The sequence below is a fragment of the Tatumella ptyseos genome (genome assembly GCF_030552895.1).
Taxonomy (GTDB): domain Bacteria; phylum Pseudomonadota; class Gammaproteobacteria; order Enterobacterales; family Enterobacteriaceae; genus Rosenbergiella; species Rosenbergiella ptyseos_A.
Genome location: NZ_CP130649.1, coordinates 2,953,540 through 2,978,226 on the forward strand (window position 1 = coordinate 2,953,540; position 24,687 = coordinate 2,978,226).

The window sequence follows — 24,687 nt, forward strand, 5'->3', positions numbered from 1 at the left end:
CCGCTTTTTTTTATGCTAAACGCGCCCGTGCTTGCTCAATCGCATAGGTAACTTGCTCGCGTGCTACGCCGCCTTTGGCATTACGCTTATCTAGGCAAGACTGAAGCGATAATAGTGGATAAACGTCTTCCTCAATCGTATCGCTAAATTGCTTGAAATGTTCCAAAGATAATTGTTCCAAAGGTATACCTTGTTTAATCGCTGCCACCACAACCTCACCGACAATATGGTGAGCTTCACGGAAGGGAACACCTTTAGCAACGAGGTAATCGGCCAATTCAGTGGAGTTAGCATAGCCTTGTTCTGCCGCTTCTTTGCAGCGAGCGGAATTAAGCTGAATATCTTCCAATACCAAACAGCTCATATGCAGACACTCTAACCAAGTATCTAACGCGTCAAATAGCCCTTCTTTGTCTTCTTGCATATCTTTGTTGTAAGCAAGAGGTAATCCTTTAAGCGTCATCATCATACCGGTCAAAGCACCCTGTACGCGGCCACACTTGCCACGAATCAGCTCTAACGCGTCAGGGTTTTTCTTCTGCGGCATTAAAGATGAACCAGAGGTGACTTTATCCGAAAGTTCGATGAACCCCGCCTCACCTGAGTTGAAGAAAATCATATCTTCAGCGAAGCGTGAAAGATGCATCATACTAATTGAAGCATGGCCCATTAATTCCAATGCATGGTCACGGTCCGAAACTGAATCAAGACTATTACGGGTAGCACTAGAGAAGCCTAACCACTCAGCAAGTTGTTCACGATCAATAGGGTATGCAGTTCCAGCTAGGGCGCCACAACCTAAAGGGCTAACATCAAGGCGCTTCAACGCATCTTCTAAACGACTTTGATCACGCGCTAACATCTCGGTATAAGCTAAACACCAGTGCGCAAAAGTGATAGGTTGAGCGCGTTGTAAATGGGTATAACCTGGCATTACTACGTCTTGGTGGGCTGCAGCAGTCTCGACCAGTGCACCTTGTACCGCACGCACCGCAGTAATTAATTCGTTGACTTGGAATTTACACCATAACTTTAAATCGGTTGCGACTTGATCGTTACGACTCCGGCCAGTGTGGAGTTTTTTCCCTAAATCCCCGACCTTGTCGATAAGTTTACCTTCGACCCAACTATGGATATCTTCTGCATCGCTTTCCAGAATCTGCATTGGGTTATCGCGTACTTCGGCCAATAATTCAGCTAAAGCTTGCTCCAGACGTTGTTGCTCTTCATGAGTCAAAACATTGACGGTAACTAAGGCTTTTGACCATGCCACCGAGCCAGTAATATCTTGCTCAGCCAATCTATAGTCAAAACGTAATGAGTCGTTGAAATGTTTGAACCGTTGATCGGCTGCCTGGGTGAACCGTCCGCCCCACAATGCCATGGTAACTCTCCTGAAAAATAGATAAGGAGGTGGCCCTGCGGCCACCTAAAGACTTATTGTTGTTTTAATGCCCGGATACGAGAAGAGAGCGAGTAAAGACGGATGAATCCTTCCGCATGGCTATGATCATAAACTTCATCTTCACCAAAGGTCGCGAACTCTTCAGAATAGAGACTATTCTCAGATTTCTTCTTAATTGCCGTGGCGTGTCCTTTATAAAGGCGGATAACGACTTCGCCATTTAGCTCTTCTGCTAATGATTCAGCAGAGGCTTGCAGCGCTTTACGGATCGGAGTAAACCAACGTCCGTCATAAACCACATAAGACATTTCTAAGCCAAGCTGCTCACGCCATTTGAAACTATCACGATCTAATACCAGTTGTTCAACAGCACGTAAGGCATTCACCATAATGGTACCGCCCGGCGTTTCATAACAGCCACGTGACTTCATACCAACTAAACGGTTCTCAACAATATCAATCCGACCAACACCGTGTTTGGCACCAAGAACATTCAGTTTTTCTAACGCTTGGAACGGACTTAATCTTTCACCATTGACGGCGACGACTTTACCTTTCTCGACCGTCAGGGTCACTTCTTCTGGTTGATCTGGCGCTTCTAATGGGTCGACTGTCCATACCCAGCAATCTTGATTTGCAGCATTGGCAGGGCTCTCTAATACGCCGCCCTCAGTGGAGATGTGCCACGCATTTTCATCACGGCTATAAATCTTTTCTAAACTGGCAGTGGTAGGGATATCACGCTGCTTGAGGTAATCCAAGAGGGCTTCACGAGAACGTAGATCCCACTCACGCCAAGGTGCAATTACTTTCAGCTGTGGCGCTAGGGCCGCGTAAGTGCTCTCAAAACGAACTTGGTCATTACCTTTACCCGTTGCACCGTGGCATAGTGCGTCTGCACCCACTTTTAGAGCCACTTCAACTTGGGCCTTAGCGATAATGGGACGTGCCATAGAGGTACCTAGCAAGTAGGTTCCCTCGTACAGAGCGCCGGTTTGAAGTACTGGATAAACATATTCACGGATGAACTCTTCACGCAAATCAACGACGTGACATTCGCTCGCGCCAGACTGCATCGCCTTTTTCTCAACACCTTCTAAATCAGCAGGATCTTGGCCAACGTTGGCAACAAATGCGACAACTTCACAGCCATAATTTTCTTTTAACCACGGAATAATCGCCGAAGTATCAAGACCACCTGAATACGCTAAAACAATTTTATTAATATTTTGAGTTTGCATTATAGATCCTTGAAAATATTCTTTAGTTCACGCAACAATTCGCGTACCAATGGCTAGGCCATTAAATAAGTCTGGCAGTTTTTCGGCATGTCGCCAGCTGGCAATATCGACCGGTCTGTTTAAGGTCCGTGCAGCATCTAACGCCGCATTCACCTTCACAATCATTCCATCAGTAATGATGCCTTGTTCAATCAACGTTTCCGCCATTTGTGCTGACATCTCATCAATCTTTTGCCCTTTGCCGTCCAAAATACCGCTTACGTCGGAAAGGAGAATTAAATCTGCACCTAAAGCTGCTGCCAGGGCCGTCGCCGCTTGGTCTGCATTAACATTCATGAGCAGCCCCCCATCAGTAATACCGATAGAACTGATAATTGGCAAATATTCAGCTGCTAAAAGTGTATGTAATAGTGCCGGATTCCCGGCAGTGGCCTTACCTACGTGGCCAAGTGATTCATCTAATTGTGTGACGTCTGTGATATTGCCATCGCCCAGCGACAGTCCAACAGCAGAAATACCATATTTTTTTGCCCAGGCTAACAAAGTCTTATTCGCTGTTCCGGCTAAAGCACCAGTGATGATATCGATTTGGTCAGCAGGGGTGACACGTAATCCGTTCTGCTTTTTCACTGGAAGATTAAGTTGGCTCATGAGTTCATCAACCAAACAGCCCCCACCGTGCACAATAACTAACGGTCGTTGATGTTGCATACGATACTGCTGCAGGGCGTCAAAGAGCCGAGACAGAGCTTCTTCACTGTCTAGCAGAACCCCACCTAGTTTAATAATTAATGGATTTTCCATAATCGATAACTCTTCTTAAAGTAAAGAAAGGGTGGATGAAAAATTAAACCGAATATTCAAGCATTGTACTGCTTGGGAAGCCGCCCCTTTTAATAAATTATCTTCAACACTCACCAGGATCAGATGCTGATCTTCGACGGCAAAGCCAATATCACAATAAGGTAGCCCTACTACGGATTTCAATGCAGGAACCCCTTCATCATAAATTCTGACTAACGGCTGACTATCGTAAGCTTGATGGAAGATTGCCAAAATGTCTTCACGAGAGACCGCCTGTGTTAATTGGCAAGTGATTGTTTCTGATATGCCTCGAGGAAAATTGCCCAAATGAGGCGTAAAGATAACTGGTGTACCGAGATGTGTCGCAATCTCAGGCTGATGACGATGAGTAAAAATACCATAGGGTTGTAAGCTGACTTCGCACAGACTTGTTTTCAGTGAAGCCTTACGTCCTGCTCCGCTCACACCGCTCGTCGCATTGATAACTGGCCAGAATTCGGTGTTCAGTAATTGGCGGTCCAGTAAAGGTTTTAACGCTAATTGGGCAGCTGTTGGGTAACAACCTGGTACTGCAATCAGTTGTGCAGTTTGAATTTTTTCAGCCTGCCACTCGGCTAAACCATATACTGCCTTCGCTAACCAGTCTGGATGTTGGTGAGTAAAACCATAATAACGGGTATAAAACGCCGGATCATTCACCCGATACGCGCCAGATAGATCGAACACAGTACAACCTGCATTAAGAAAGATTGGGGCGAGATCATGGCTTACTTCATGAGCAGTAGCTAAGAACACTACATCGTGCTGGTCAGCAAGAGCTTGTGGGTCAGACATACCGTGTAAAGGGATATCAAGGCAGCCTTTGAGTTGCGGATAAAGATCTGATAATAATTTACCTGCATCTTCACTTTTCGCAGACACTGCCAGTGTGGCGAGGTTAACTTCAGGGTGACGATTCAAGTAGGTTGCCAGTTCCGCACCGGCATACCCGCTAGCGCCAACAATTAATGCATTTAACATTAGAAAAGACCTTTCTTAGCTCTCGTAAACAGGTGCGGGTTAAGTTACTACTTTCCCTTGAATCGTGAATAAATCGTTGTCATCTCAACGGTCAATAATGTATTTTTATTCACATAATTTGCATGATTATTTGTACATCCTAATCAAAGGAGCGTCAACAGTGAATAACAAATTACCACCATTTATTGAGATTTATCGTCAGTTAATTGCCACCCCTTCTATTAGTGGTACAGAATCTATACTAGATCAGAGTAATGAACCTCTCATTACGTTACTCGCAGGTTGGTTCGAAAATTTGGGATTTCAAGTCGAACTTCAGCCCGTGCCGAATACACGGAATAAATTCAATTTATTGGCGAAGTATGGGCAAGGTTCTGGTGGTTTGTTATTAGCGGGACATACTGATACGGTACCCTATGATGAAGGGCGTTGGACACAAGATCCTTTCACGCTTACAGAGCGAAATGACCGTTTATATGGGCTAGGGACCGCAGATATGAAAGGTTTTTTTGCGTTTATTTTGACGGCATTAACGCAGTTGGACCTGAGTAAGCTCACTAAACCACTCTATATCCTCGCCACCGCCGATGAAGAAACAACAATGGCGGGTGCAAGTTACTTTGCGCAATCGACTTCTATCCGCCCTGATTGTGCCATCATTGGTGAGCCAACCTCATTACAGCCGGTACGGGCGCACAAAGGTCACCTCTCTAAAGCCATTCGCATCGAAGGCCATTCGGGTCACTCCAGCGATCCGGAAAAAGGGATCAATGCGATCGAGCTCATGCATGATTCCATTACCGCACTTCAAGGTTTGCGCCACCAATTAAAAGATCGTTTCAACCATGATGGGTTTGTTATCCCTTACCCCACGATGAATTTTGGTAAAATTTCTGGCGGGGATGCCCCAAATCGAATTTGTGCCTGTTGTGAATTGCATATGGATATACGCCCTCTTCCTGGGCTCTCTCTTACCGATTTGCACGACTTGCTCGCACAAGCATTAGCGCCAATTAGTGAGCAATGGCCTGGACGGTTAACAATCACTGACTTACATCCGCCTATTCCCGGTTATGAATGTCCGGTACATCACCCATTGGTAGCATTAATCGAAAAAGTATTAGATACCGAAACCGCGATCGTCAATTACTGCACTGAAGCTCCTTTTATTCAGCAGCTGTGTCCGACCTTAGTGTTGGGGCCAGGTTCAATTGAGCAAGCGCACCAACCTGATGAATATCTTGAGACAAAATTTATCGAGCCCACTGATCAATTGCTGAAAAAATTAATTCATCATTTTTGCTAAGTGAGAGATCGGGTCTCTGCTTCAAGAGATAGCTTAAAAAGCTTTATGACTTGAGTAAGCTCAACATAATTCGCTCCTAAAGTACTCATTGAGCATTCACACACTAGGTTTTGAAAACACTGGACACTTTACTGGCATTTGACGTTCTTTCCGTTACATGGCTAGATAGGTATACAGAAAACCAATAACAATAATTAATGGGCAGACAACAGTTAAGGGGTTAACGCGTCACATGAACGAACAATATTCAGCTATGCGTAGTAACGTGAGTATGCTTGGAAAACTACTTGGCGATACGATTAAAAATGCCCTCGGCGATGAGATTTTAGAACGTGTTGAATCGATAAGAAAACTTTCCAAGGGTTCACGTTCTGGAAGTGATGAGGACCGTGAAGCCTTACTGAACACTTTACAGAATTTATCTAATGATGAGTTGCTCCCTGTAGCCCGAGCATTCAGCCAATTCCTTAACCTAACGAATGTTGCAGAGCAGTATCAAACTGTTTCACATCAATCTCCCGGCGAAAGCCCACCGGAAGTATTACAAGCGACCTTCGAACGTTTGAAAAAAATCCAAAACATTTCTGAAAAAGATATTTGTCAGGCAATCGAAGAACTTTCTATCGAGCTGGTATTGACTGCGCACCCGACCGAAATTACCCGTCGGACGCTCATTCATAAGCTAGTCGAAGTTAATAACTGCCTTGAACGCCTCGACCATAATGACTTAACCGAATATGAGACGTCGAAAATTATGCGTCGTCTCCGCCAGCTCGTCGAGCAAGCTTGGTACACCGATGAAATACGTAAACAACGGCCAACTCCTATCGATGAAGCGAAATGGGGCTTTGCAGTCGTTGAGAATAGCTTATGGGAAGGTGTTCCTGCTTTTTTACGTGAATTAAATGAACAAGTTCATGCCACCTTTGGTATCACTCTCCCTGTTGATTTCGTACCAGTAAAGTTTACCTCTTGGATGGGGGGAGATCGCGACGGTAACCCTAACGTCACCGCGACCGTTACTCGTCAAGCTATTCGACTGAGCCGTTGGAAAGCTGCGGACCTTTTCATAAAAGATATGACAGTGCTCATTTCTGAGCTATCGATGTCGAACTGTGACGACGTCGTTAGGGCAATGTGCCACGATCCGGAAATTCAAGAACCTTACCGCTTTATCCTTAAGCGCTTAAGAACCCAACTTATCTCTACTCAAACTTACTTAGAGTTACGCTTAAAAGGCGAAGATGCTACCCCGCCTAAAGATATTATCGTCAGTAATGAACAACTTTGGACCCCTCTCTACGCACTCTACGAGTCGCTACAAAAAAGTGGAATGGGGATTATTGCCAATGGTCATCTTCTCGATACGTTACGTCGCGTTAAGTGTTTTGGTGTGCCACTGGTACGGATCGATTTGCGTCAAGAGAGCACTCGCCACACGGAAGCCATTTCTGAAATTACCGGTTACTTAGGACTGGGTGATTATGAAAGCTGGTCTGAGGCCGATAAACAAGCTTTCTTAATTCGTGAACTCTCTTCTCCTCGTCCATTATTACCTCGTCACTGGCAGCCAAGTGAGTCCACCCAAGAAGTATTAGATACCTGCCAAGTCGCGGCAGAAGTTCCACAAGGGTCGATTGCGGCCTACGTCATCTCTATGGCGAAAACGCCCTCTGATGTGTTAGCGGTACATTTACTCTTAAAAGAAGCGGGTATCCGCTATGCGCTTCCTGTTGCACCGTTATTTGAAACATTGGATGACTTAAATAACGCTGATAGCGTCATGACACAATTACTCAGTATTGATTGGTATCGTGGCTTTATCCAGGGCAAACAGATGGTCATGATCGGTTATTCCGATTCCGCTAAAGATGCCGGTGTGATGGCGGCCAGCTGGGCACAATATCAAGCCCAGGATGCCCTCATTAAAACCTGTAATAAAGCTGGCATCGCCTTAACCTTATTCCACGGTCGTGGGGGGTCGATTGGCCGTGGCGGTGCCCCCGCCCATGCTGCCTTACTATCACAACCGCCAGGTAGCCTGAAAGGCGGACTTCGTGTCACCGAACAAGGCGAAATGATCCGCTTTAAATATGGCCTGCCAGAAATCACTATTGCGAGCTTAACCCTCTATACCAGTGCAATTTTGGAAGCGAATCTACTACCACCTCCAGAACCCAAAGCTGAATGGCGTGAGGTGATGAAACAACTCTCGGCAGACTCCTGTGACATGTATCGCGGATATATCCGTGAAAACAAGGATTTTGTCCCTTACTTCCGTTCCGCTACGCCAGAACAAGAATTAGGTAAACTGCCGCTGGGTTCTCGACCAGCCAAACGCCGTCCAACCGGTGGCGTTGAGTCGTTACGCGCTATCCCTTGGATTTTCGCTTGGACCCAGAACCGCTTAATGCTTCCTGCATGGCTGGGTGCTGGCGCAGCTTTGAATAATGCGATTGATCAGGGCCAACAAAAAAATCTAGAAGAGATGTGCCGGAATTGGCCTTTCTTCTCAACGCGTATCGGTATGCTGGAAATGGTATTTGCTAAAGCTGACCTTTGGTTGGCTGAATATTATGACCAGCGTTTAGTCGATCCAACACTCTGGTCTTTAGGTCAGCAATTGCGTGATCAACTTGCAGAAGATATCAAAACCGTATTAACCATCGCTAATGATGCACATCTGATGGCTGACCACCCATGGATCGCTGAATCTATTGCGTTACGTAATGTCTATACCGATCCGCTTAACGTACTACAGGCAGAGTTATTGCATCGCGCTCGTCAAGCTGAAGCCAATAACCTCCCGACGGACCCTAATGTTGAACAAGCGTTAATGGTCACCATAGCTGGCGTTGCGGCAGGAATGCGTAATACAGGCTAGATTACAAAAGACCGAAAAAAAAGCACCTTATTAGGTGCTTTTTTATTGAATTAAATTAGCTTGGCTAAACGATTAAGATCCGAGAGTAACGCCCCCGCGGTCACATCCCGCCCTGCTCCCGGTCCACGTATCACTAATGGATTATCCCGATACCATCGACTTTCAATTGCAAAAACATTATCACCTGGCAAGAGAGCGGCCAGAGGATGATCTTGACGCAGAGCTTCTAAACCGACTCGGGCTTTACCCCGTGTATCAAATCGAGCGACATAGCGCAGTACTAAACCTAGCTCTTGAGCCGCCTCAAAACGCTGTTGGATCTGCTCATCTAAGGCTTCACTATTTTCAAAGAAATAGTCCATCGAATTTTCACGACAGGCTTCGGGAACTAATGACTCTACTTTCACTTGATGGGGTTCAATATCTGATCCCGCCTCGCGCGCAAGAATAACTAATTTACGCATCACATCGATGCCGGAGAGATCGACACGTGGATCCGGCTCTGTAAGCCCTTGCTGCCAAGCTTGATCAACTAATTCGCTAAAAGGAATAGACCCATCATACTGCAGGAACAGCCATGAGAGCGTGCCGGAAAAGATACCGCTAATTGATAGAATGGTATCTCCGGAATTGCGTAAATCCCTTACCGTATAGTTAATAGGTAAGCCAGCACCGACTGTTGCGTTAGTTAACCAATAACGCCCGGTCTTATCAAAAGCATCACGAAGCTGCCGCCACCGCTGATTAGAGGAGGCCCCCGCCACTTTATTCGCACTGATTACATGGAAACCATAGCTGGCAAAATCTAAATATTGCTCTGCCAGCGCTGCATTCGCGGTCACATCGAGTACCACTAAATCATCAAGAGGATGATCACGCATCCAGAGAAAGAGGGATTCTTCATCTAAAGCTGTCGCATCGCGCTCGAAGTTTGCCAAACTTTCTGCGGCGTTAAGCCCCTCGTAGTTGAGTAGACTCCGTCGGCTGTTGGCAACACCGACTAATACAAAATCCATCCCGGTACGTTCAGAAAGATTCTCTTGTTCGCGAGAAAACAGCTCTAACCAGCGAGATCCAATGTTCCCTTTACCAAACAGCATAATACCTACACGCTTTTCGGCACGAAATAGTGATTGGTGCAGCCCTTGAACTATCGGAGGGAGTGCCGTTTTACGTAACACAGCAACTAAACTCAGTTTTTCCTCCGACTGCCAAACGAACTCCACCGGTAAGTCTTTAATTTGTTGCCAAAAACGGTGACAGTGAAGTGGGTTTTGTGTCACCCCTGCGCCCACCATTGCCACCAGCACCCGGCCTTCACGTAACCGTAAACTAATCGGTAGTCCTGATGCTTGAAGCTGTGAAAATGCACTCTCGACAAGTTCTGAGGTATAGCACAGTTGCAGCAACTGGCGGTCGGTATGGACACCGCGCGCTAAAGGCCGAAGCTGTGTACGAATTAAGAATTGATCGACCTCTTTCAATAATTGAGTGAAGTCGTGGCGTGGTCCAATTTGTATTTCGATTAAGCAGACATCTTCGTGACTGGTAACAATCCTCGCACCTGTGCCCGATGCTAAGACTCGTTCAATACGGGTAGAGCCCACCTCTGGCTGGTAACTGCAGCGAAGTTGTAGATCTATCTGACTAGTCGCGACGGGCTGCAACGTACGAGTATGCAGTACTGGTGCAGCGAGGCGCGCTAACTCTGCCGCCTCATCTAGACGTAATAAGGGCAGTAAGCAAGCGTCGGAAACAACCCGCGGGTCAGCGCTATAAACCCCTGCTACATCGCTCCAAATCGTCACTCGCTCCACACCTGCCAACGCGCCAATTTGGGTCGCAGAGTAGTCTGAACCATTACGTCCCAATAAAACCGTTTCACCTAAACGATTCGCAGAGATAAAACCTGTTATAACCAGCCTTTTATTCGGATACTGCGCCAAAATTGTTTGTAAAAGTGGATAAGACTCGCCCTCGTCAACTTGCGGCTGTCCCGAACGCTCTGCTCGTAAAAAAGTGCGCGCGTCAATCCACTGCGCTTCAATTCCGGAGTGATTAAGTACCGCGCTCATAAGCCGTGCTGACCAAATCTCGCCATGGCCGACCACTTTTGCATACAGCGCATCACTTCCTTCCCCATCTAAAAGAATGGAAAGATGATCAACATCAGCAACAAATTGTTGAGTTAGCGGTTCCGCCAACTCTGCAGGCAGTAAACTCTCTACCAACTCAACTTGATAGCGTCGTAAATGTTGTTGGACTTGGAAGGCGGATAGCCGGTCAGTTTGACTGAGACGATACCAATTAATCAGCTGATTGGTCGTACTCCCCGCCGCAGAAACCACCATAATATCGTTTACATGACTGTACTCAGTCATAATTTCTGCAACACGTAAATGGCAGCGTCGATCAGCAAGGCTACTACCACCAAATTTATGCAACTGACGATTTTCAGTTTTTTTCGCAACTATACCGCCGACCATAATTACTCCTGAGTAAGGCTTTGGAATGCTTGGTCGAGATCAGCGATTAAATCATTGTGATCTTCAATTCCCACTGAAACACGTAGCAAGGTCTCGGAAATGCCTGCAGCGGCTCTAGCTTCTGCAGACATTCCAGCATGCGTCATCGTTGCAGTATGTGAAATCAAACTTTCGACGCCACCTAACGATTCAGCCAAGGTGAAGAGCTTTAAGGCTTTGAAGAATTGACGAACCGTATTTTCATCACCGGCTAACTCAAAACTTAGCATTGCTCCAAATCCACGTTGCTGGCGACACGCAAATTCGTGGCCCTGATTCTCAGGAAGAGAAGGATGGTAGAGCTTACTGACCAGAGGCTGACTTTTAAGATAATCGACAATGGCTAAAGCGTTCTCTTGAGCCGCTTTCGTCCGTAGTGATAGTGTCCGCATCCCTCTCAGTAAGAGATAGCTATCAAAAGCCGAACCGGTCACACCAATATTGTTCGCCCACCACGCTAAGTCGGTCGCGACTTGAGGATCTCGAGCAATAACTGACCCTGCAACAATATCCGAATGGCCGTTAAGGTATTTGGTGCAAGAGTGCACGACCAAATCGGCGCCGAGTTGAAGAGGGTTTTGTAACGCAGGGCTAAGAAATGTGTTATCGACAACCGTCACGGCACCCACGGCACGGGCGGCTCGGCATAAGCTTTCAATATCCACCACCCTTAGTAGAGGGTTACTCGGGCTTTCGATTAAGAAAAGCTTTGGATTAAGTTTTAAGGCTTCTTCAACGGCTTGTGGATCACCCTGATCAATGAATTTAACATTGAAGGCACCACGTTTCTGTAAGCTATCAAACAGCCGGTAACTTCCACCATAACAATCATGCGGCGCGACTAACCAGTCTCCTGGTTTCAAAAAGACGGTGGTCACAAGCATAATGGCTGACATCCCGGTATTCGTCATCACCGCGCCAGCACCGCCTTCTAACTCAGCTAGGGCTTGCTGGACAACATCACGTGAGGGATTACCTCGACGGGAATAATCGTGTGCACGAGGTTGATTATAATCCGTGAAATTATAGGTGGTCGAAAGATGGATGGGAGGAACGACGCAGCCATACTGGTGATCTTCATTTAACCCGCTGCGTACCGCAATTGTCGCCTGCTTGAATTGTGTCATAGGGAAGTAACCAAGAATCATAAAGTGATCCTTAGCATATCCTTGCAGAAAATAGACGTCAACACATCTAGACATCCAAATAGATTTGCGTGTAGATTGAGCAATACGAGGATTAGAGGTAAAATTAGACCTTAACGTCCGGTCTTAGAAGAGAATATTTTCTTTTGCTGGCTCTTGGACCAATAAATCCAGTTTTATCTGCAATATCTGGCATAATAAGCTGAATTCAAGCAATTAACATTTATTAATAAGGTACCCCATGGCTGAGTGGAATGCCGAATATATCAGCCCTTATGCTGAACATGGCAAAAAAAGTGAGCAAGTAAAGAAAATCACTGTTTCTATCCCGCTAAAAGTTTTGAAAATCTTGACGGATGAGAGAACTCGTCGGCAAGTCAATAATTTACGTCATGCGACGAATAGCGAGTTATTATGCGAAGCTTTCCTGCATGCTTTTACTGGCCAACCTTTGCCAGACGATAACGATTTACGAAAAGAAAGAAGTGATGAGATCCCTGAGACCGCAAAATTAATTATGCGTGAAATGGGTATTGATCCGGATACTTGGGATTACTGATATTACGCTTTTTTCCCCATAAAAAAACCCGGCAATGCCGGGTTTTTCATACAGCGGGGAAATCCCCACTGATCAAGAAACTTATTTAGAGCTTGGGATGCTGAAACGCTTGTTGAAGCGATCAACACGACCACCAGTGTCTACAACACGTTGCTTACCGGTGTAGAATGGGTGGCAGTTACCACATACGTCTAAGTTTAAAGGCTGACGCAGGGTTGAACGCGTTTCGATTACGTTACCGCAAGAACAAGAAATGGTAACGTTGTTATATTCTGGATGAATACCTTTTTTCATGGGATAACCTCAGTAGAAGGCCGTGTCGCTCTCCGTGCCAAGCTTAGCTTGCACAGCACCACACGCGATTGAACAATATTGTTAAGTGTATATCTTCGCCGCGCGATAAGACCGCTGTCTAACGAAGGCCCCATATTATACAGAAAATAGACAACAACATGCAAATGACGATTTCAAACACTTTACGATCAGCGGTACACTTATCATGTCGATTCACTGAGTATGAGTAACGCATGACCATCGTTAAGGTAGCTTTACCGGTTCCTCTCCCCAAATTGTATGACTACACCGCAGACCCTGCGAAGGTTCCCCGAATAGGGTGCCGTGTCCGCGTCAATTTTGGCCGCCGTAAAATGATTGGAATCGTGGTAATGCACAGTGCGAGCAGTGATCTCAGTGCCGAACAGCTTAAGCCTATCGACGAAATCCTTGATACCCATAGCCTTTTTCCACCGAGCCTTTGGGCGTTACTCACTTGGTCAAATCGCTATTATCACTACCCCTTGGGCGAAATTCTATTTCATGCCATTCCCTCCCAACTCCGCCAAGGTAAAGAGGCCCGTAAAACAGTCGAGTATGAATGGCGGTTGACCGAGATGGGGCGCATCATCGACCCCAGTGAAATAAAGCGTTCGGAGAAACAGCGTCAAGCGATGATGTTGCTGCGCCAAGGTGGGCTTTTACGATCGACGATTACTCACCACGGCTTAGCGGAAAGTACTTTTCAAACGCTTCGTAAAAAAGGCTGGAGTGATCTCTATGAACTCGCTGAATCCCTTAACGATTGGCGTCCACAGTTTCGAATTCTTGGTGAACGTCTTAAGTTAACGACGGAACAAGCCACTGCTGTAGGCGCTATTCATAGTATGAATCAACAGTTTAGCCCATGGCTGTTAGCCGGTATTACCGGTTCTGGAAAAACAGAAGTCTACCTTAGCGTTATCGAAAATGTCCTCGCACAAGGCAGACAAGCCTTAGTATTAGTCCCTGAAATAGGATTAACCCCACAAACGATCGCCCGCTTTCAGGAGCGTTTTCAGGCCCCGGTTGAAGTGCTCCACTCTGGGCTAAATGATAGTGAACGTCTCAGTGTCTGGCTAAAAAGTAAAACGGGTGAGGCGGCAATTATTATCGGTACGCGCTCAGCGATTTTTACTCCACTCGCGCGGCCAGGTGTAATTATTGTCGATGAAGAACATGATAACTCTTATAAACAACAAGATGGCTGGCGCTATCATGCGCGTGATCTCGCCGTCTTTCGGGCAAATAAAGAAAATATACCGGTTATTCTTGGCTCGGCAACGCCAGCCTTGGAAACCTTACATAATGTGCGTGTAGGAAAATACCGCCAACTTAACCTCACTCGACGAGCAGGGAGTGCCACAACAGCTCATCAACAACTCATCGATCTCAAATCCGTTACCCTACAATCGGGATTATCCCCCCAGCTTATTCGGCGAATTCATACTCATCTTCAAGCCGGTAATCAGGCGCTACTCTTTCTGAATCGTCGTGGATACTCGCCAGCCTTACTCTGTCACGATTGTGGGTGGTTAGCGGAATGCCAACGTTGTGACCACTACTATACTTATCATCAGCAGCAACGTAGCCTTCGCTGTCACCACTGTGATAGCCAGCGACCAATACCTTGGCAATGCCCTGAGTGTGGCTCCTCTCATCTTATGCCCGCTGGATTAGGCACCGAACAATTAGAAGAGCATCTACAACGATTATTCCCAGATACGCCCCTAACCCGTATCGACCGTGATACCACACGTAGAAAAGGTATGCTTGAACAACATCTTGAGCAAATCCAACAAGGTGGGCCGCGAATCCTTATTGGTACGCAGATGCTTGCTAAAGGCCATCACTTTCCTGACGTGACCTTAGTTGCATTGTTAGATGTCGATGGGGCGCTATTCTCAGCTGATTTTCGTGCTACTGAGCACTTCGCACAACTTTATGTTCAAGTGGCAGGCCGAGCTGGACGTGCTGGTAAACAAGGTGAAGTGTTATTGCAAACTCACCAACCGGAACACCCTCTTCTTCAAACTTTACTCACCAAAGGCTATTTTCAGTTTGCTACAGACACACTGGCGCTTCGCCAACAATTACAGCTGCCCCCTTATTCGAGCCAAGCTATTTTTCGTGCCGAGCACCAAGATAGCGATCAAACAGAACGTTTCTTGCAACAGTTACGTAATCTCATCGAAGCGAGCCCATTGAAAGATAACGAATGTTGGATTATCGGGCCTGTTCCCGCCCTACATGCTAAACGTCAAGGACGTTGGCGCTGGCAGCTGGTCATACAAAGTCCTTCACGAGGCAGGTTGCAGCAGCTTATCTCGCAAAGCTTACTGTTAGTAGGCACCTTAGCGGGTGAGAAAAAAGTTAAATGGTCTTTAGATATTGATCCGACTGAGAGTTAAGGCGTAAAGATTGTGAAGTAACTCTTAAAATTAATCGATGAATAACAATTAGTTAGTAGATTTTGTTACGCTCTAAAACGTTCGAAATCTACACTGACACCGCTCAATAATTAATTGAAATAGAAGCATATTCATTGAGGAGTTATGTATTGAAAACACCCCTAAACCCCTCCTCAGCCACCATGAAAGCGGTCGCTCTCGCAGCAGGGGTATCGACCGCTACCGTTTCACGAGTATTTACGACGCCAGAAAAGGTCTCCTCGACGACCCGACAACGGGTCGAATCCGCTGCAATCAAAGTAGGTTATCCAACCATTCCCTTATTCTCTCAGAGTAAAACACTTCACTGGCGCAGGGTCATGGTGTTTGTTGCCGACATTACCGACAGCTTTTATAGTGAAATTATTCGGGGTATTGAAACGCAGGCAACCCACCAACACTGTTCGATAACCTTATTTGACTGTGGCCAGCAATCCATTGAGAGCTATCGTGCGTACGCGGGAAGCTTAGCTGAGGGGTATGATGGCATACTCTATGTCGGTATTTCTCCCACGCACGCCGACCATCATCTCAAACTCCCCAGCGTTATCATTAATGAATATTCCTCAGATCACGGCGCCCCTACCCTACATATTGATAACTTAACAGCCTCCTTCAACGCCGTTAACTATCTTATTCAACGCGGCCATCATCACATTGCCTGCATAACAGGCCCTGAAAAATTAGCGATCTGCCAGTATCGTCGCCAAGGCTACCTGCAAGCATTACAACGACATAGTTTTCCTTTAAACCCCTATTACATCACTCAGGGCGATTTTTCTTTTCAATCTGGAATCGCCTCTGCTGAGCGCCTGCTAACACTTTCCCCCCCTCCCGATGCCATTTTCTGCCATAACGACAAAATGGCTCTGGGTGCGATGTACCGCGCCAAACAACTCGGTATTGCAATACCTAGGCAGCTTTCCATTATTGGCTTTGGTGATATCGAAGAGAGCCAATATGCAGACCCACCGCTGACCACCATTGCACAGCCGAGAGTCACGCAAGGAGAAACCGCAATATCTCTATTAACGACGCTAATGGAGGGAAAACCGCTTATCCATCGTTCCTACCTGTTGGAAACAGAATTTATTTTAAGGCGGTCTACGCGCTGACCGCCATAATAGAAAATTTCACTCCAAATAATAGAATCTCAACTAGAGTTTACTGGTCAAACTTCATTCGGTTAAGTAACATAGTAGTAATTGTTATAAATCAATTCTTCGGGCAATCTTGCCTTTCAGCTGGCTTAAATAATATCGGTACCGGTGTGGCACAAAAAGACTATGTAGGACGCGGACGTTCATCGACGCCGCAACGAAAAAAAAATAATGGCCGACGTAAAAACTCTAAGGCGAATACTGGTATTTCCAAGGTAATTGTTGTCATTGCAGCGGCAGCATTAGTGCTTTTTGTTGGTGTATTAGCACTGCTCGCTCACCATAAGAAGCAAACGGAAAAAGAAGTCGCCCCGCATAAAACAACCACTAATGGGCTTCCGCCGAAACCGGAAGAACGCTGGAAATACATTAAAGAGTTAGAAAACCGCCAAATAACTGTACCTAGCCCAGTGGAACCAAGCGCCGGCGGAGAAGTTAAATCACCTACACAGCTGACTGACGAGCAACGACAGCTTCTGGCACAAATGGCCGAGGATATGCGTCAGCAACCTACCCAGTTGAGTGAAGTGCCTTGGAATCAGCAAACGCCTGAACAACAACAGCAAACCATCCGCCGGCAGCAGCAAAATGCGGCGTTACAACGTAAGTATCAGCAACAAGAACAGCAATTTATTTCGCAGCAACAGCAGCTCAATCAGTCTCGTCCCGCTCAGCCAGCGAACAAAGAGTTACAAGAACAGAATCGACAAATACAGCTACAGCATGAACGCCAGCAAAAGGCTTACGCTGATCAGCAAAAAAAGCTTGAGCTTGATCGCCAGCAACAGGCATACCGTGAACAGCAAAAGCAGCGCCAACAACTAGAGCGTCAAATTCAACAACAACAGCATAGCGCACCAATTACTTCTGCTAAGCCAAGTACGTCGCAACCGGAAAAAGTCGCGACTACGACTCCAGTCTCGCCTCCCGCGGCAGCTGAAACGTCTTCAAAACATTGGTTAATTCAATGTGGTTCGTTTAAAGGAGCCGCTCAGGCAGAGTCGACTCGAGCTAAGCTCGCTTTTGAAGGTTTTGAGAGCCGCGTTACCACGGGTGGTGGCTGGAATCGTGTTGTGATTGGTCCTTACACTCAACGCTCGAAAATCGATTCCGTCGTTAAACAGTTAAAAAATTCTGGACATACAAACTGTATAACTCTCTCTGTAGGGGGTTGAAAGTTTTAAACCCACCCCCATATGTTTGAGTAAGTGACTCCGCGCTTTGTCGCGGAGTTTTTATTTCAAGAGATTAAGGGGCAGCCCGTGACAACGATAGTAAGCATACGACGTAACGGTAAAGTCGTCATTGGCGGTGACGGCCAGGCAACGCTCGGTAATACCGTGATGAAAGGTAACGTGAAAAAAGTCCGTCGCCTTTACAACGATAAAGTCATCGCTGGTTTTGCGGGAGGCACCGCAGATGCCTTCACACTTTTCGAACTTTTTGAGCGCAAGCTTGAAATGCACCAAGGCCACTTGGTTAAGGCAGCCGTTGAGTTAGCCAAAGATTGGCGAACGGACCGTATGCTACGTCGTTTGGAGGCACTCTTAGCCGTAGCAGATGAAAATGCCTCACTGATCATCAGTGGTAACGGAGACGTCATCCAACCAGAAAATGATCTCATTGCTATCGGTTCAGGTGGCCCTTATGCCCAAGCGGCTGCGCGGGCAATGCTCGAAAACACAGAATTAGATGCTCGTGAGATCACCGAAAAAGCGTTAGAAATCGCCGGTGATATCTGTATTTATACCAACCACAATCTCACGATCGAAGAACTCAACTCAGGGGATAAGGAGTAAGTTATGTCTGAAATGACTCCTCGCGAAATCGTCAGTGAACTGAACCGGTTCATTATTGGCCAAGACAATGCAAAACGCGCGGTTTCGATCGCACTCCGTAACCGTTGGCGTCGTATGCAGCTTAACGATGAGCTGCGCCATGAAGTTACTCCGAAAAATATCTTAATGATTGGCCCAACGGGCGTGGGTAAAACAGAGATTGCCCGTCGCCTCGCTAAACTTGCCAACGCGCCGTTCATTAAAGTCGAAGCGACGAAATTTACCGAGGTCGGTTACGTCGGTAAAGAAGTTGACTCTATTATCCGTGACCTAACCGAAGCTGCGGTAAAAATGGTACGTTCGCAGGCGATCGAGAAGAATAAAGCTCGTGCAGTCGAACATGCTGAAGACCGAATTCTCGATGTCCTGATTCCTCCGGCAAAAAATAACTGGGGACAATCTGAAAGTTCTCAAGAAGAGTCGTCGACCCGTCAATCTTTCCGTAAAAAACTACGCGAAGGGCAACTGGATGACAAAGAGATCGAGATCGATTTAGCCGCGTCGCCGATGGATGTCGAAATTATGGCACCTCCGGGTATGGAAGAGATGACGAATCAGCTTCAATCCATGTTCCAAAACATGGGTAACCAGAAGCAGAAATCGCGTAAGCTAAAAATCAAAGACGCCATGAAATTATTGATTGAGGAAGAAGCTGCACGTCTCGTCAATCCAGAAGAGCTTAAACAACAAGCTATCGAAGCGGTCGAACAGCACGGTATCGTCTTTATCGATGAAATCGATAAAATCTGTAAGCGTGGCGGACAATCCTCAGGCCCAGACGTATCCCGCGAAGGGGTACAACGTGACTTGCTACCACTCGTTGAAGGGTGTACGGTTTCGACTAAACACGGTACGGTAAAAACTGACCATATCTTATTTATCGCGTCAGGCGCCTTCCAAGTGGCGAGCCCGTCTGATCTTATCCCTGAATTACAAGGACGTCTGCCAATTCGTGTCGAATTACAGGCCTTAACGGTTAATGATTTTGAACGTATTCTGACTGAACCAACAGCTTCAGTAACTGTGCAGTATAAGGCACTGATGGAAACCGAGGGAGTGAATATCGATTTCACCGACGACGGCATCCGACGTATCGCTGAAGCGGCATGGCAAGTTAACGAAACAACCGAAAACATTGGTGCGCGTCGACTCTATACCGTATTAGAGAAGCTGGTAGAAGATATCTCCTTCGAGGCCAGTGATCGCTCCGGTGAGACCGTTACGATTGATGCGGACTACGTCAGCAAACACTTAGATGTACTGGTTGCAGATGAAGATCTAAGCCGCTTCATTCTTTAACCTGTCCCGTTACCCAGAGCCACATGGGCTTTGGGTAACGCCCGCTTCACGCTCGAGCTTCCCCAAGAACTTTGCCGCAACACTAAGAAAGAGATATACTTAGTCTACCTCTGGCAACCAGATGAAACGACTATGAAATATGATACTTCCGAACTCTGTGATATCTACCATGAAGAAGTGAACGTGGTTGAACCCCTTTTCTCTAATTTTGGGGGCCGTACTTCGTTTGGTGGACAGATCACAACAGTAAAATGTTTCGAAGATAATGGGCTACTCTACGATCTGCTTGAAGAAGATGGCTCAGGAAAAGTTTTACTTGTAGATGGTGGTGGTTCAGTGAGACGCGGACTAGTCGATGCACAACTTGCTCAGCTAGCGATGAGTAACCACTGGGAAGGTATTATTCTTTACGGCTCAGTGCGCCAAGTCGATGAACTTGCAGAGTTAGATATCGGTATCCAAGCTATTGCGGCCATTCCGGCGGGTGCTTCGGGAGATGGTGTGGGCGAAAGCGATATTCGTGTCAATTTCGGCGGCGTCACCTTTTTCTCTGGGGATTATGTCTATGCCGATAATACCGGGATTATTCTCTCTGATACGCCATTAACTGAAGACGAGTAATGGTCGTAACGGCGGACAGTAATACTGCCCGCCCGTTTTGCTTATACTTCTTCCATCTTGCCTAGCAGAGCACGTAAACGCTCTTGCCACTGCGTTTGCTCTTCTTTTAGCTGTTGATTTTCACGGGTAAGTGACTCGTGATTACCGACCGCTTGTTGGGCGTCTTGCTTAAGAGCACTGTTTTGCTCTTTCAATTCTTCAATTTCCATTTGTAGCAGGGTAATGGTGTCAATCGCCTGCTGTACTTTTGCTTCCAATTTCTCAAACATTTCAAATGACATTGTTACTATCTCCAATTAACGCCAGGCGTTGAAAACCGCATCCTTCAATATATCGTAATGATACATTATAAAGCCGCGCTGATAGTCCGATTGTATGGAGGGTAGCGGTGCAAGTCCAGAGGGGAAACCATTTCAGGAGTTGTCTGCCTGCTTTTTTTCACCTTAAAAACACCAAAAGAAAAAGAGAATATGCGAAAACGCGCATTTTTTTTGACCAAGTACACATTTTTAGCGTGCGGTATTTTGCGTTTTTTTTCGTTAACGATAAATTCACAAGAAAAATACATTTGAGAAGTTTGAAAAACTCAAATACTGTCTCTTTCTCCGTCAAGGAATACGCTATGAGTAAATCAACCAACACGCTCACTGGTCAGTGTATTGCAGAATTTATCGGTACTGGCTTAATTATCTTTTTTGGCGTCGGTTGTGTCTCTGCGCTAAAATTGGCCGGTGCAAATTTTGGTCAATTTGAAATTAGTATCGTTTGGGGACTTGCCGTGGCGATGGGTGCTTACGTCAGTGCTGGTGTATCTGGCGCTCACCTTAACCCTGCGGTCAGCATTGCATTATGTGTATTTGGTAACTTCGAAGCCCGTAAGCTTTTCCCTTATATCTTCGCACAAACAGCCGGAGCCTTCTGTTCAGCGGCTTTAGTCTATGGATTATACCAAAGCCTCTTTATTGATTACGAACAGACTCATCATATTGTTCGCGGCACCCTAGACAGCTTGCCGATGGCAGGGATCTTCTCAACTTATCCCGATGCACATCTCACAATCGCTCAAGCTTTCTTAATTGAGATGACAATTACTGCGGTATTAATGGGCGTCATCATGGGGCTGACCGATGACGGTAACGGAATCCCTCGCGGACCTTTAGCTCCCTTATTAATCGGTTTACTGGTTGCCGCCATTGGTGCTGCTTTCGGTCCTTTAACTGGTTTTGCCCTGAATCCTGCGCGTGACTTCGGTCCTAAACTCTTTGCTGATTTAGCAGGCTGGGGCCATTTAGCCTTGACGGGGGGTAAAGATATTCCTTACTTCTTAGTCCCTGTCTTTGCCCCAATTGTTGGCGCATTGGTTGGCGCATTTCTGTATCGGACCCTGATTGGCCGCCATCTTCCCTTAGCAGTACAAGTTGAACCCGAGCAAGTCACTGCTGAAAAGGCGACTGTACAAGAACGTAAAGTATAATCTTCACGGCGAATAGGAACTCACTATGTCTAGTAAAGAAAAAAAATATATCGTCGCACTCGACCAAGGAACAACCAGCTCTAGAGCCGTTATTCTTGATCATGATGCAAACATCGTCGCCGTTTCACAACGTGAGTTCGAGCAAATCTATCCGAAAACCGGCTGGGTAGAACATGACCCAATGGATATTTGGGCGACACAGAGTTCGACACTGGTCGAAGTCTTGGCTCATGCCGACATTAGTTCAGATGAAGTCGCAGCAATCGGCATCACTAACCAACGCGAAACTACGATTGTATGGGACAAAGAAACCGGTAAGCCGATTTACAATGCTATCGTCTGGCAGGATCCCCGTACTGCAGATTATTGTTCAGGCTTGAAAGACGAAGGCTATGAAGATTATATCCGTGATACCACGGGCCTCGTTATCAACCCTTACTTCTCAGGGACTAAGGTCAAATGGATCCTTGATCACGTTGAAGGGTCTCGCGAACGAGCGAAACGCGGAGAGCTTCTATTTGGAACCGTCGATACCTGGTTAGTCTGGAAAATGACTCAGGGCCGTGTGCACATCACGGATTACACCAATGCATCACGAACTATGCTCTTCAATATCCACACCTTAGAGTGGGATCAGAAGATGCTGGATTTACTTGATATCCCGCGTGAGATTTTACCTGAGGTAAAAGCCTCATCTGAAATATACGGCCAAACCAACATCGGTGGTAAGGGCGGTACACGTATTCCGATTGCTGGGATAGCAGGTGACCAACAAGCAGCGCTTTACGGACAACTTTGTGTTCAGCCGGGGATGGCAAAAAATACCTACGGTACTGGCTGTTTTATGTTGATGAATACCGGTAAAGAAGCGATCACCTCAAAAAATGGATTATTAACCACCATTGCATGCGGCCCACGTGGTGAAGTGAACTATGCATTGGAAGGTGCGGTTTTCATCGGAGGGGCATCAATTCAGTGGCTACGTGATGAACTTAAGCTGTTTAACGATGCGGATGATTCAGAATACTTTGCTAACAAGGTTAAAGATTCTAATGGCGTTTACATGGTACCAGCCTTCACTGGTTTAGGGGCGCCGTATTGGGATCCCTATGCGCGCGGTGCCATCTTCGGCCTTACTCGCGGCGCGAATGCTAACCATATCATCCGTGCGACCTTAGAATCGATCGCTTTCCAAACACGCGATGTATTGGAAGCGATGCAGCATGATGCCAACACTCGTTTACAAACACTACGCGTAGATGGCGGGGCTGTTGCCAATAACTTCCTCATGCAATTCCAGGCCGATATTTTAGGGGCGCATGTTGAACGTCCTGAAGTGAAAGAGGTGACGGCATTGGGCGCAGCTTACTTAGCAGGTCTTGCTGTCGGATTCTGGAACGATTTAGAAGAAGTCCGTTCTAAATCGGTTGTGGAGAAAGAATTCCGCCCATCCATTGAAACTACCGAGCGTAATTATCGTTACGCAGGATGGAAAAAAGCGGTCTCACGCGTAAGAGGTTGGGAAAAAGAAGAATAGCACACAGAGTGCTAAACAATAGCACTCACAGCCTCCTGCGCTCTGCAGGGGGCATCCCTCCCCTTTCCTCGCTATGATACACTGAGTCCCTGTTTTCTCTGACTAACCTAATGACTCAGCATGAAACACACTCTCACACAACACTTCAATGGCGTGACCGAAGCTGCGGCAATAGCCGGTTTCCAATGGCTTGGGCGGGGCGATAAAAACCTAGCAGACGGTGCAGCGGTGACGGCTATGCGCCAGCAACTTAATGCGATGCCTATTTACGGCACCATCGTCATTGGCGAAGGTGAAATCGACGACGCCCCCATGCTTTATATCGGTGAAAAAGTCGGACAATCCTCTGGCCAGCGCATCGATATCGCCGTCGACCCAATAGAAGGTACTAGGATGACGGCGTTTGGCCAAGGTAATGCCTTATCAGTGATGGCAGTGGCCGAAGCGGGAACCCTGCTCCATGCCCCGGATATGTACATGGAAAAGCTGATTGTGGGTCCTGCGGCAAAAGGCGTTATCGATCTGCAACTCACTCTTCAAGAAAACCTGCAACGTATTAGTCAAGCTTTACAAAAAAACCTGACTGACTTGACGGTGTCGATTCTCGATAAGCCACGCCATGCTCCGGTTATCACCGCCCTTTATCAATTAGGGGTTCGGGTTTTCACCTTTCCCGATGGGGATGTCTCGGCGTCGCTATTAACTTGCTTCCCTCATCAACCGATAGATGTCATGTACGGTATCGGTGGTGCACCAGAAGGGGTTATTTCTGCTGCGGCAATCCGAGCATTGGGCGGCGATATGCAGGCACGCTTACTCACCCGCGAACAGGTTAAAGGGAGTAGCGCTGAAAATAGCCTCGCAAGCCGTGAGGAAATAACCCGATGCCAAGCCATGGGCCTTACGCTGGGGCAAGTACTTCGTCTAGAAGATCTCGCTAGCAGCGATAATGTGGTCTTTAGCGCGACAGGAATTACCGATGGTGATCTACTGAAAGGTGTTGAAGTTTCTGAGTCGTCGATAACGACCCATAGTTTACTTATTGATGGTCAACGTCAGACCCAACAATGGATTAAAACGGTCAGTACCTTGACCTAATCACAACAA

The 24,687-nt window shown here is 46.7% G+C and carries 20 protein-coding genes; 12 read left to right on the forward strand and 8 right to left on the reverse strand.

The window, feature by feature from the left end:
* Positions 1-10: 10 nt before the first annotated feature.
* Genes argH through argC form a run of 4 tightly spaced genes read right to left on the reverse strand, consistent with a single transcriptional unit; the run spans position 11 to position 4,470 of the window.
* The gene (gene argH / locus QJR74_RS13955) at positions 11-1,384 is read right to left on the reverse strand and encodes an argininosuccinate lyase (protein ID WP_304372376.1); all 1,374 of its coding nucleotides are present in this window, start codon (positions 1,382-1,384) and stop codon (positions 11-13) included.
* Between the two features lie 53 nt (positions 1,385-1,437).
* Entirely contained in the window at positions 1,438-2,646 is a 1,209-nt protein-coding gene (locus QJR74_RS13960; RefSeq protein WP_304372377.1) for an argininosuccinate synthase, read from the reverse strand.
* 27 nt (positions 2,647-2,673) lie between these two features.
* The gene (gene argB, locus QJR74_RS13965; protein ID WP_304372378.1) at positions 2,674-3,450 is read right to left on the reverse strand and encodes an acetylglutamate kinase; all 777 of its coding nucleotides are present in this window, start codon (positions 3,448-3,450) and stop codon (positions 2,674-2,676) included.
* Positions 3,451-3,465: 15 nt separating this feature from the next.
* Positions 3,466-4,470 (reverse strand): N-acetyl-gamma-glutamyl-phosphate reductase, encoded by a 1,005-nt coding sequence (gene argC, locus QJR74_RS13970; RefSeq protein WP_304372380.1) that lies wholly within the window; start codon positions 4,468-4,470, stop codon positions 3,466-3,468.
* A gap of 160 nt (positions 4,471-4,630) precedes the next feature.
* Between argC and argE the strand changes: the two genes are divergently transcribed.
* Positions 4,631-5,776 carry an acetylornithine deacetylase gene (argE, locus tag QJR74_RS13975; RefSeq protein WP_304372381.1) on the forward strand — a complete coding sequence of 382 codons (1,146 nt, stop codon included), beginning with the start codon at positions 4,631-4,633 and terminating at the stop codon, positions 5,774-5,776.
* 232 nt (positions 5,777-6,008) lie between these two features.
* The gene (gene ppc, locus QJR74_RS13980; protein ID WP_304372383.1) at positions 6,009-8,660 is read left to right on the forward strand and encodes a phosphoenolpyruvate carboxylase; all 2,652 of its coding nucleotides are present in this window, start codon (positions 6,009-6,011) and stop codon (positions 8,658-8,660) included.
* A gap of 50 nt (positions 8,661-8,710) precedes the next feature.
* Here the strand turns inward: ppc and QJR74_RS13985 are convergent, their stop codons facing one another.
* Together QJR74_RS13985 and metB are read right to left on the reverse strand one after the other, a co-directional pair.
* Positions 8,711-11,146, reverse strand: a complete 2,436-nt coding sequence (locus tag QJR74_RS13985) for a bifunctional aspartate kinase/homoserine dehydrogenase II (protein WP_304372385.1) — start codon at positions 11,144-11,146, stop codon at positions 8,711-8,713.
* Between the two features lie 2 nt (positions 11,147-11,148).
* Complete coding sequence (gene metB / locus QJR74_RS13990; protein ID WP_304374061.1) at positions 11,149-12,312, reverse strand: cystathionine gamma-synthase; 1,164 nt, start codon at positions 12,310-12,312, stop codon at positions 11,149-11,151.
* Between the two features lie 259 nt (positions 12,313-12,571).
* Here metB and metJ point away from each other — a divergent pair, with 259 nt between their 5' ends.
* Entirely contained in the window at positions 12,572-12,889 is a 318-nt protein-coding gene (gene metJ, locus QJR74_RS13995; protein WP_048912975.1) for a met regulon transcriptional regulator MetJ, read from the forward strand.
* Positions 12,890-12,970: 81 nt separating this feature from the next.
* Here the strand turns inward: metJ and rpmE are convergent, their stop codons facing one another.
* On the reverse strand, positions 12,971-13,183 hold the full coding sequence (rpmE, locus tag QJR74_RS14000; RefSeq protein WP_062814690.1) for a 50S ribosomal protein L31: 213 nt from the start codon (positions 13,181-13,183) through the stop codon (positions 12,971-12,973).
* A gap of 233 nt (positions 13,184-13,416) precedes the next feature.
* Between rpmE and priA the strand changes: the two genes are divergently transcribed.
* The 6 genes from priA to rraA all read left to right on the forward strand — a co-directional run bounded on the left by priA (position 13,417) and on the right by rraA (position 20,569).
* Complete coding sequence (priA, locus tag QJR74_RS14005) at positions 13,417-15,612, forward strand: primosomal protein N' (RefSeq protein WP_304372387.1); 2,196 nt, start codon at positions 13,417-13,419, stop codon at positions 15,610-15,612.
* A 149-nt stretch (positions 15,613-15,761) separates the two neighbouring features.
* A complete protein-coding gene (locus QJR74_RS14010; protein WP_304372389.1) occupies positions 15,762-16,766 on the forward strand; it encodes a substrate-binding domain-containing protein in 1,005 nt (334 codons plus the stop codon).
* A gap of 155 nt (positions 16,767-16,921) precedes the next feature.
* Entirely contained in the window at positions 16,922-17,986 is a 1,065-nt protein-coding gene (gene ftsN / locus QJR74_RS14015) for a cell division protein FtsN (protein ID WP_304372390.1), read from the forward strand.
* Positions 17,987-18,073: 87 nt separating this feature from the next.
* Positions 18,074-18,610, forward strand: a complete 537-nt coding sequence (hslV, locus tag QJR74_RS14020) for an ATP-dependent protease subunit HslV (protein WP_048912993.1) — start codon at positions 18,074-18,076, stop codon at positions 18,608-18,610.
* Between the two features lie 3 nt (positions 18,611-18,613).
* Positions 18,614-19,948 (forward strand): HslU--HslV peptidase ATPase subunit, encoded by a 1,335-nt coding sequence (gene hslU, locus QJR74_RS14025; protein WP_048912979.1) that lies wholly within the window; start codon positions 18,614-18,616, stop codon positions 19,946-19,948.
* A gap of 132 nt (positions 19,949-20,080) precedes the next feature.
* Positions 20,081-20,569: a ribonuclease E activity regulator RraA gene (rraA, locus tag QJR74_RS14030; protein ID WP_304372391.1), complete on the forward strand. Its 489-nt coding sequence runs from the start codon at positions 20,081-20,083 to the stop codon at positions 20,567-20,569.
* Between the two features lie 41 nt (positions 20,570-20,610).
* On the opposite strand, the gene zapB is transcribed toward rraA, so the two are convergent.
* Positions 20,611-20,850: a cell division protein ZapB gene (gene zapB, locus QJR74_RS14035; protein WP_048912981.1), complete on the reverse strand. Its 240-nt coding sequence runs from the start codon at positions 20,848-20,850 to the stop codon at positions 20,611-20,613.
* Positions 20,851-21,191: 341 nt separating this feature from the next.
* Between zapB and QJR74_RS14040 the strand changes: the two genes are divergently transcribed.
* From QJR74_RS14040 to glpX, 3 genes are all read left to right on the forward strand, one after another.
* The gene (locus tag QJR74_RS14040) at positions 21,192-22,043 is read left to right on the forward strand and encodes an MIP/aquaporin family protein (RefSeq protein ID WP_304372392.1); all 852 of its coding nucleotides are present in this window, start codon (positions 21,192-21,194) and stop codon (positions 22,041-22,043) included.
* A 25-nt stretch (positions 22,044-22,068) separates the two neighbouring features.
* Positions 22,069-23,580, forward strand: coding sequence for a glycerol kinase GlpK (gene glpK / locus QJR74_RS14045; RefSeq protein WP_304372393.1), 1,512 nt, complete (start codon positions 22,069-22,071; stop codon positions 23,578-23,580).
* A 120-nt stretch (positions 23,581-23,700) separates the two neighbouring features.
* The gene (gene glpX, locus QJR74_RS14050) at positions 23,701-24,678 is read left to right on the forward strand and encodes a class II fructose-bisphosphatase (protein ID WP_304372394.1); all 978 of its coding nucleotides are present in this window, start codon (positions 23,701-23,703) and stop codon (positions 24,676-24,678) included.
* Positions 24,679-24,687: the final 9 nt, after the last annotated feature.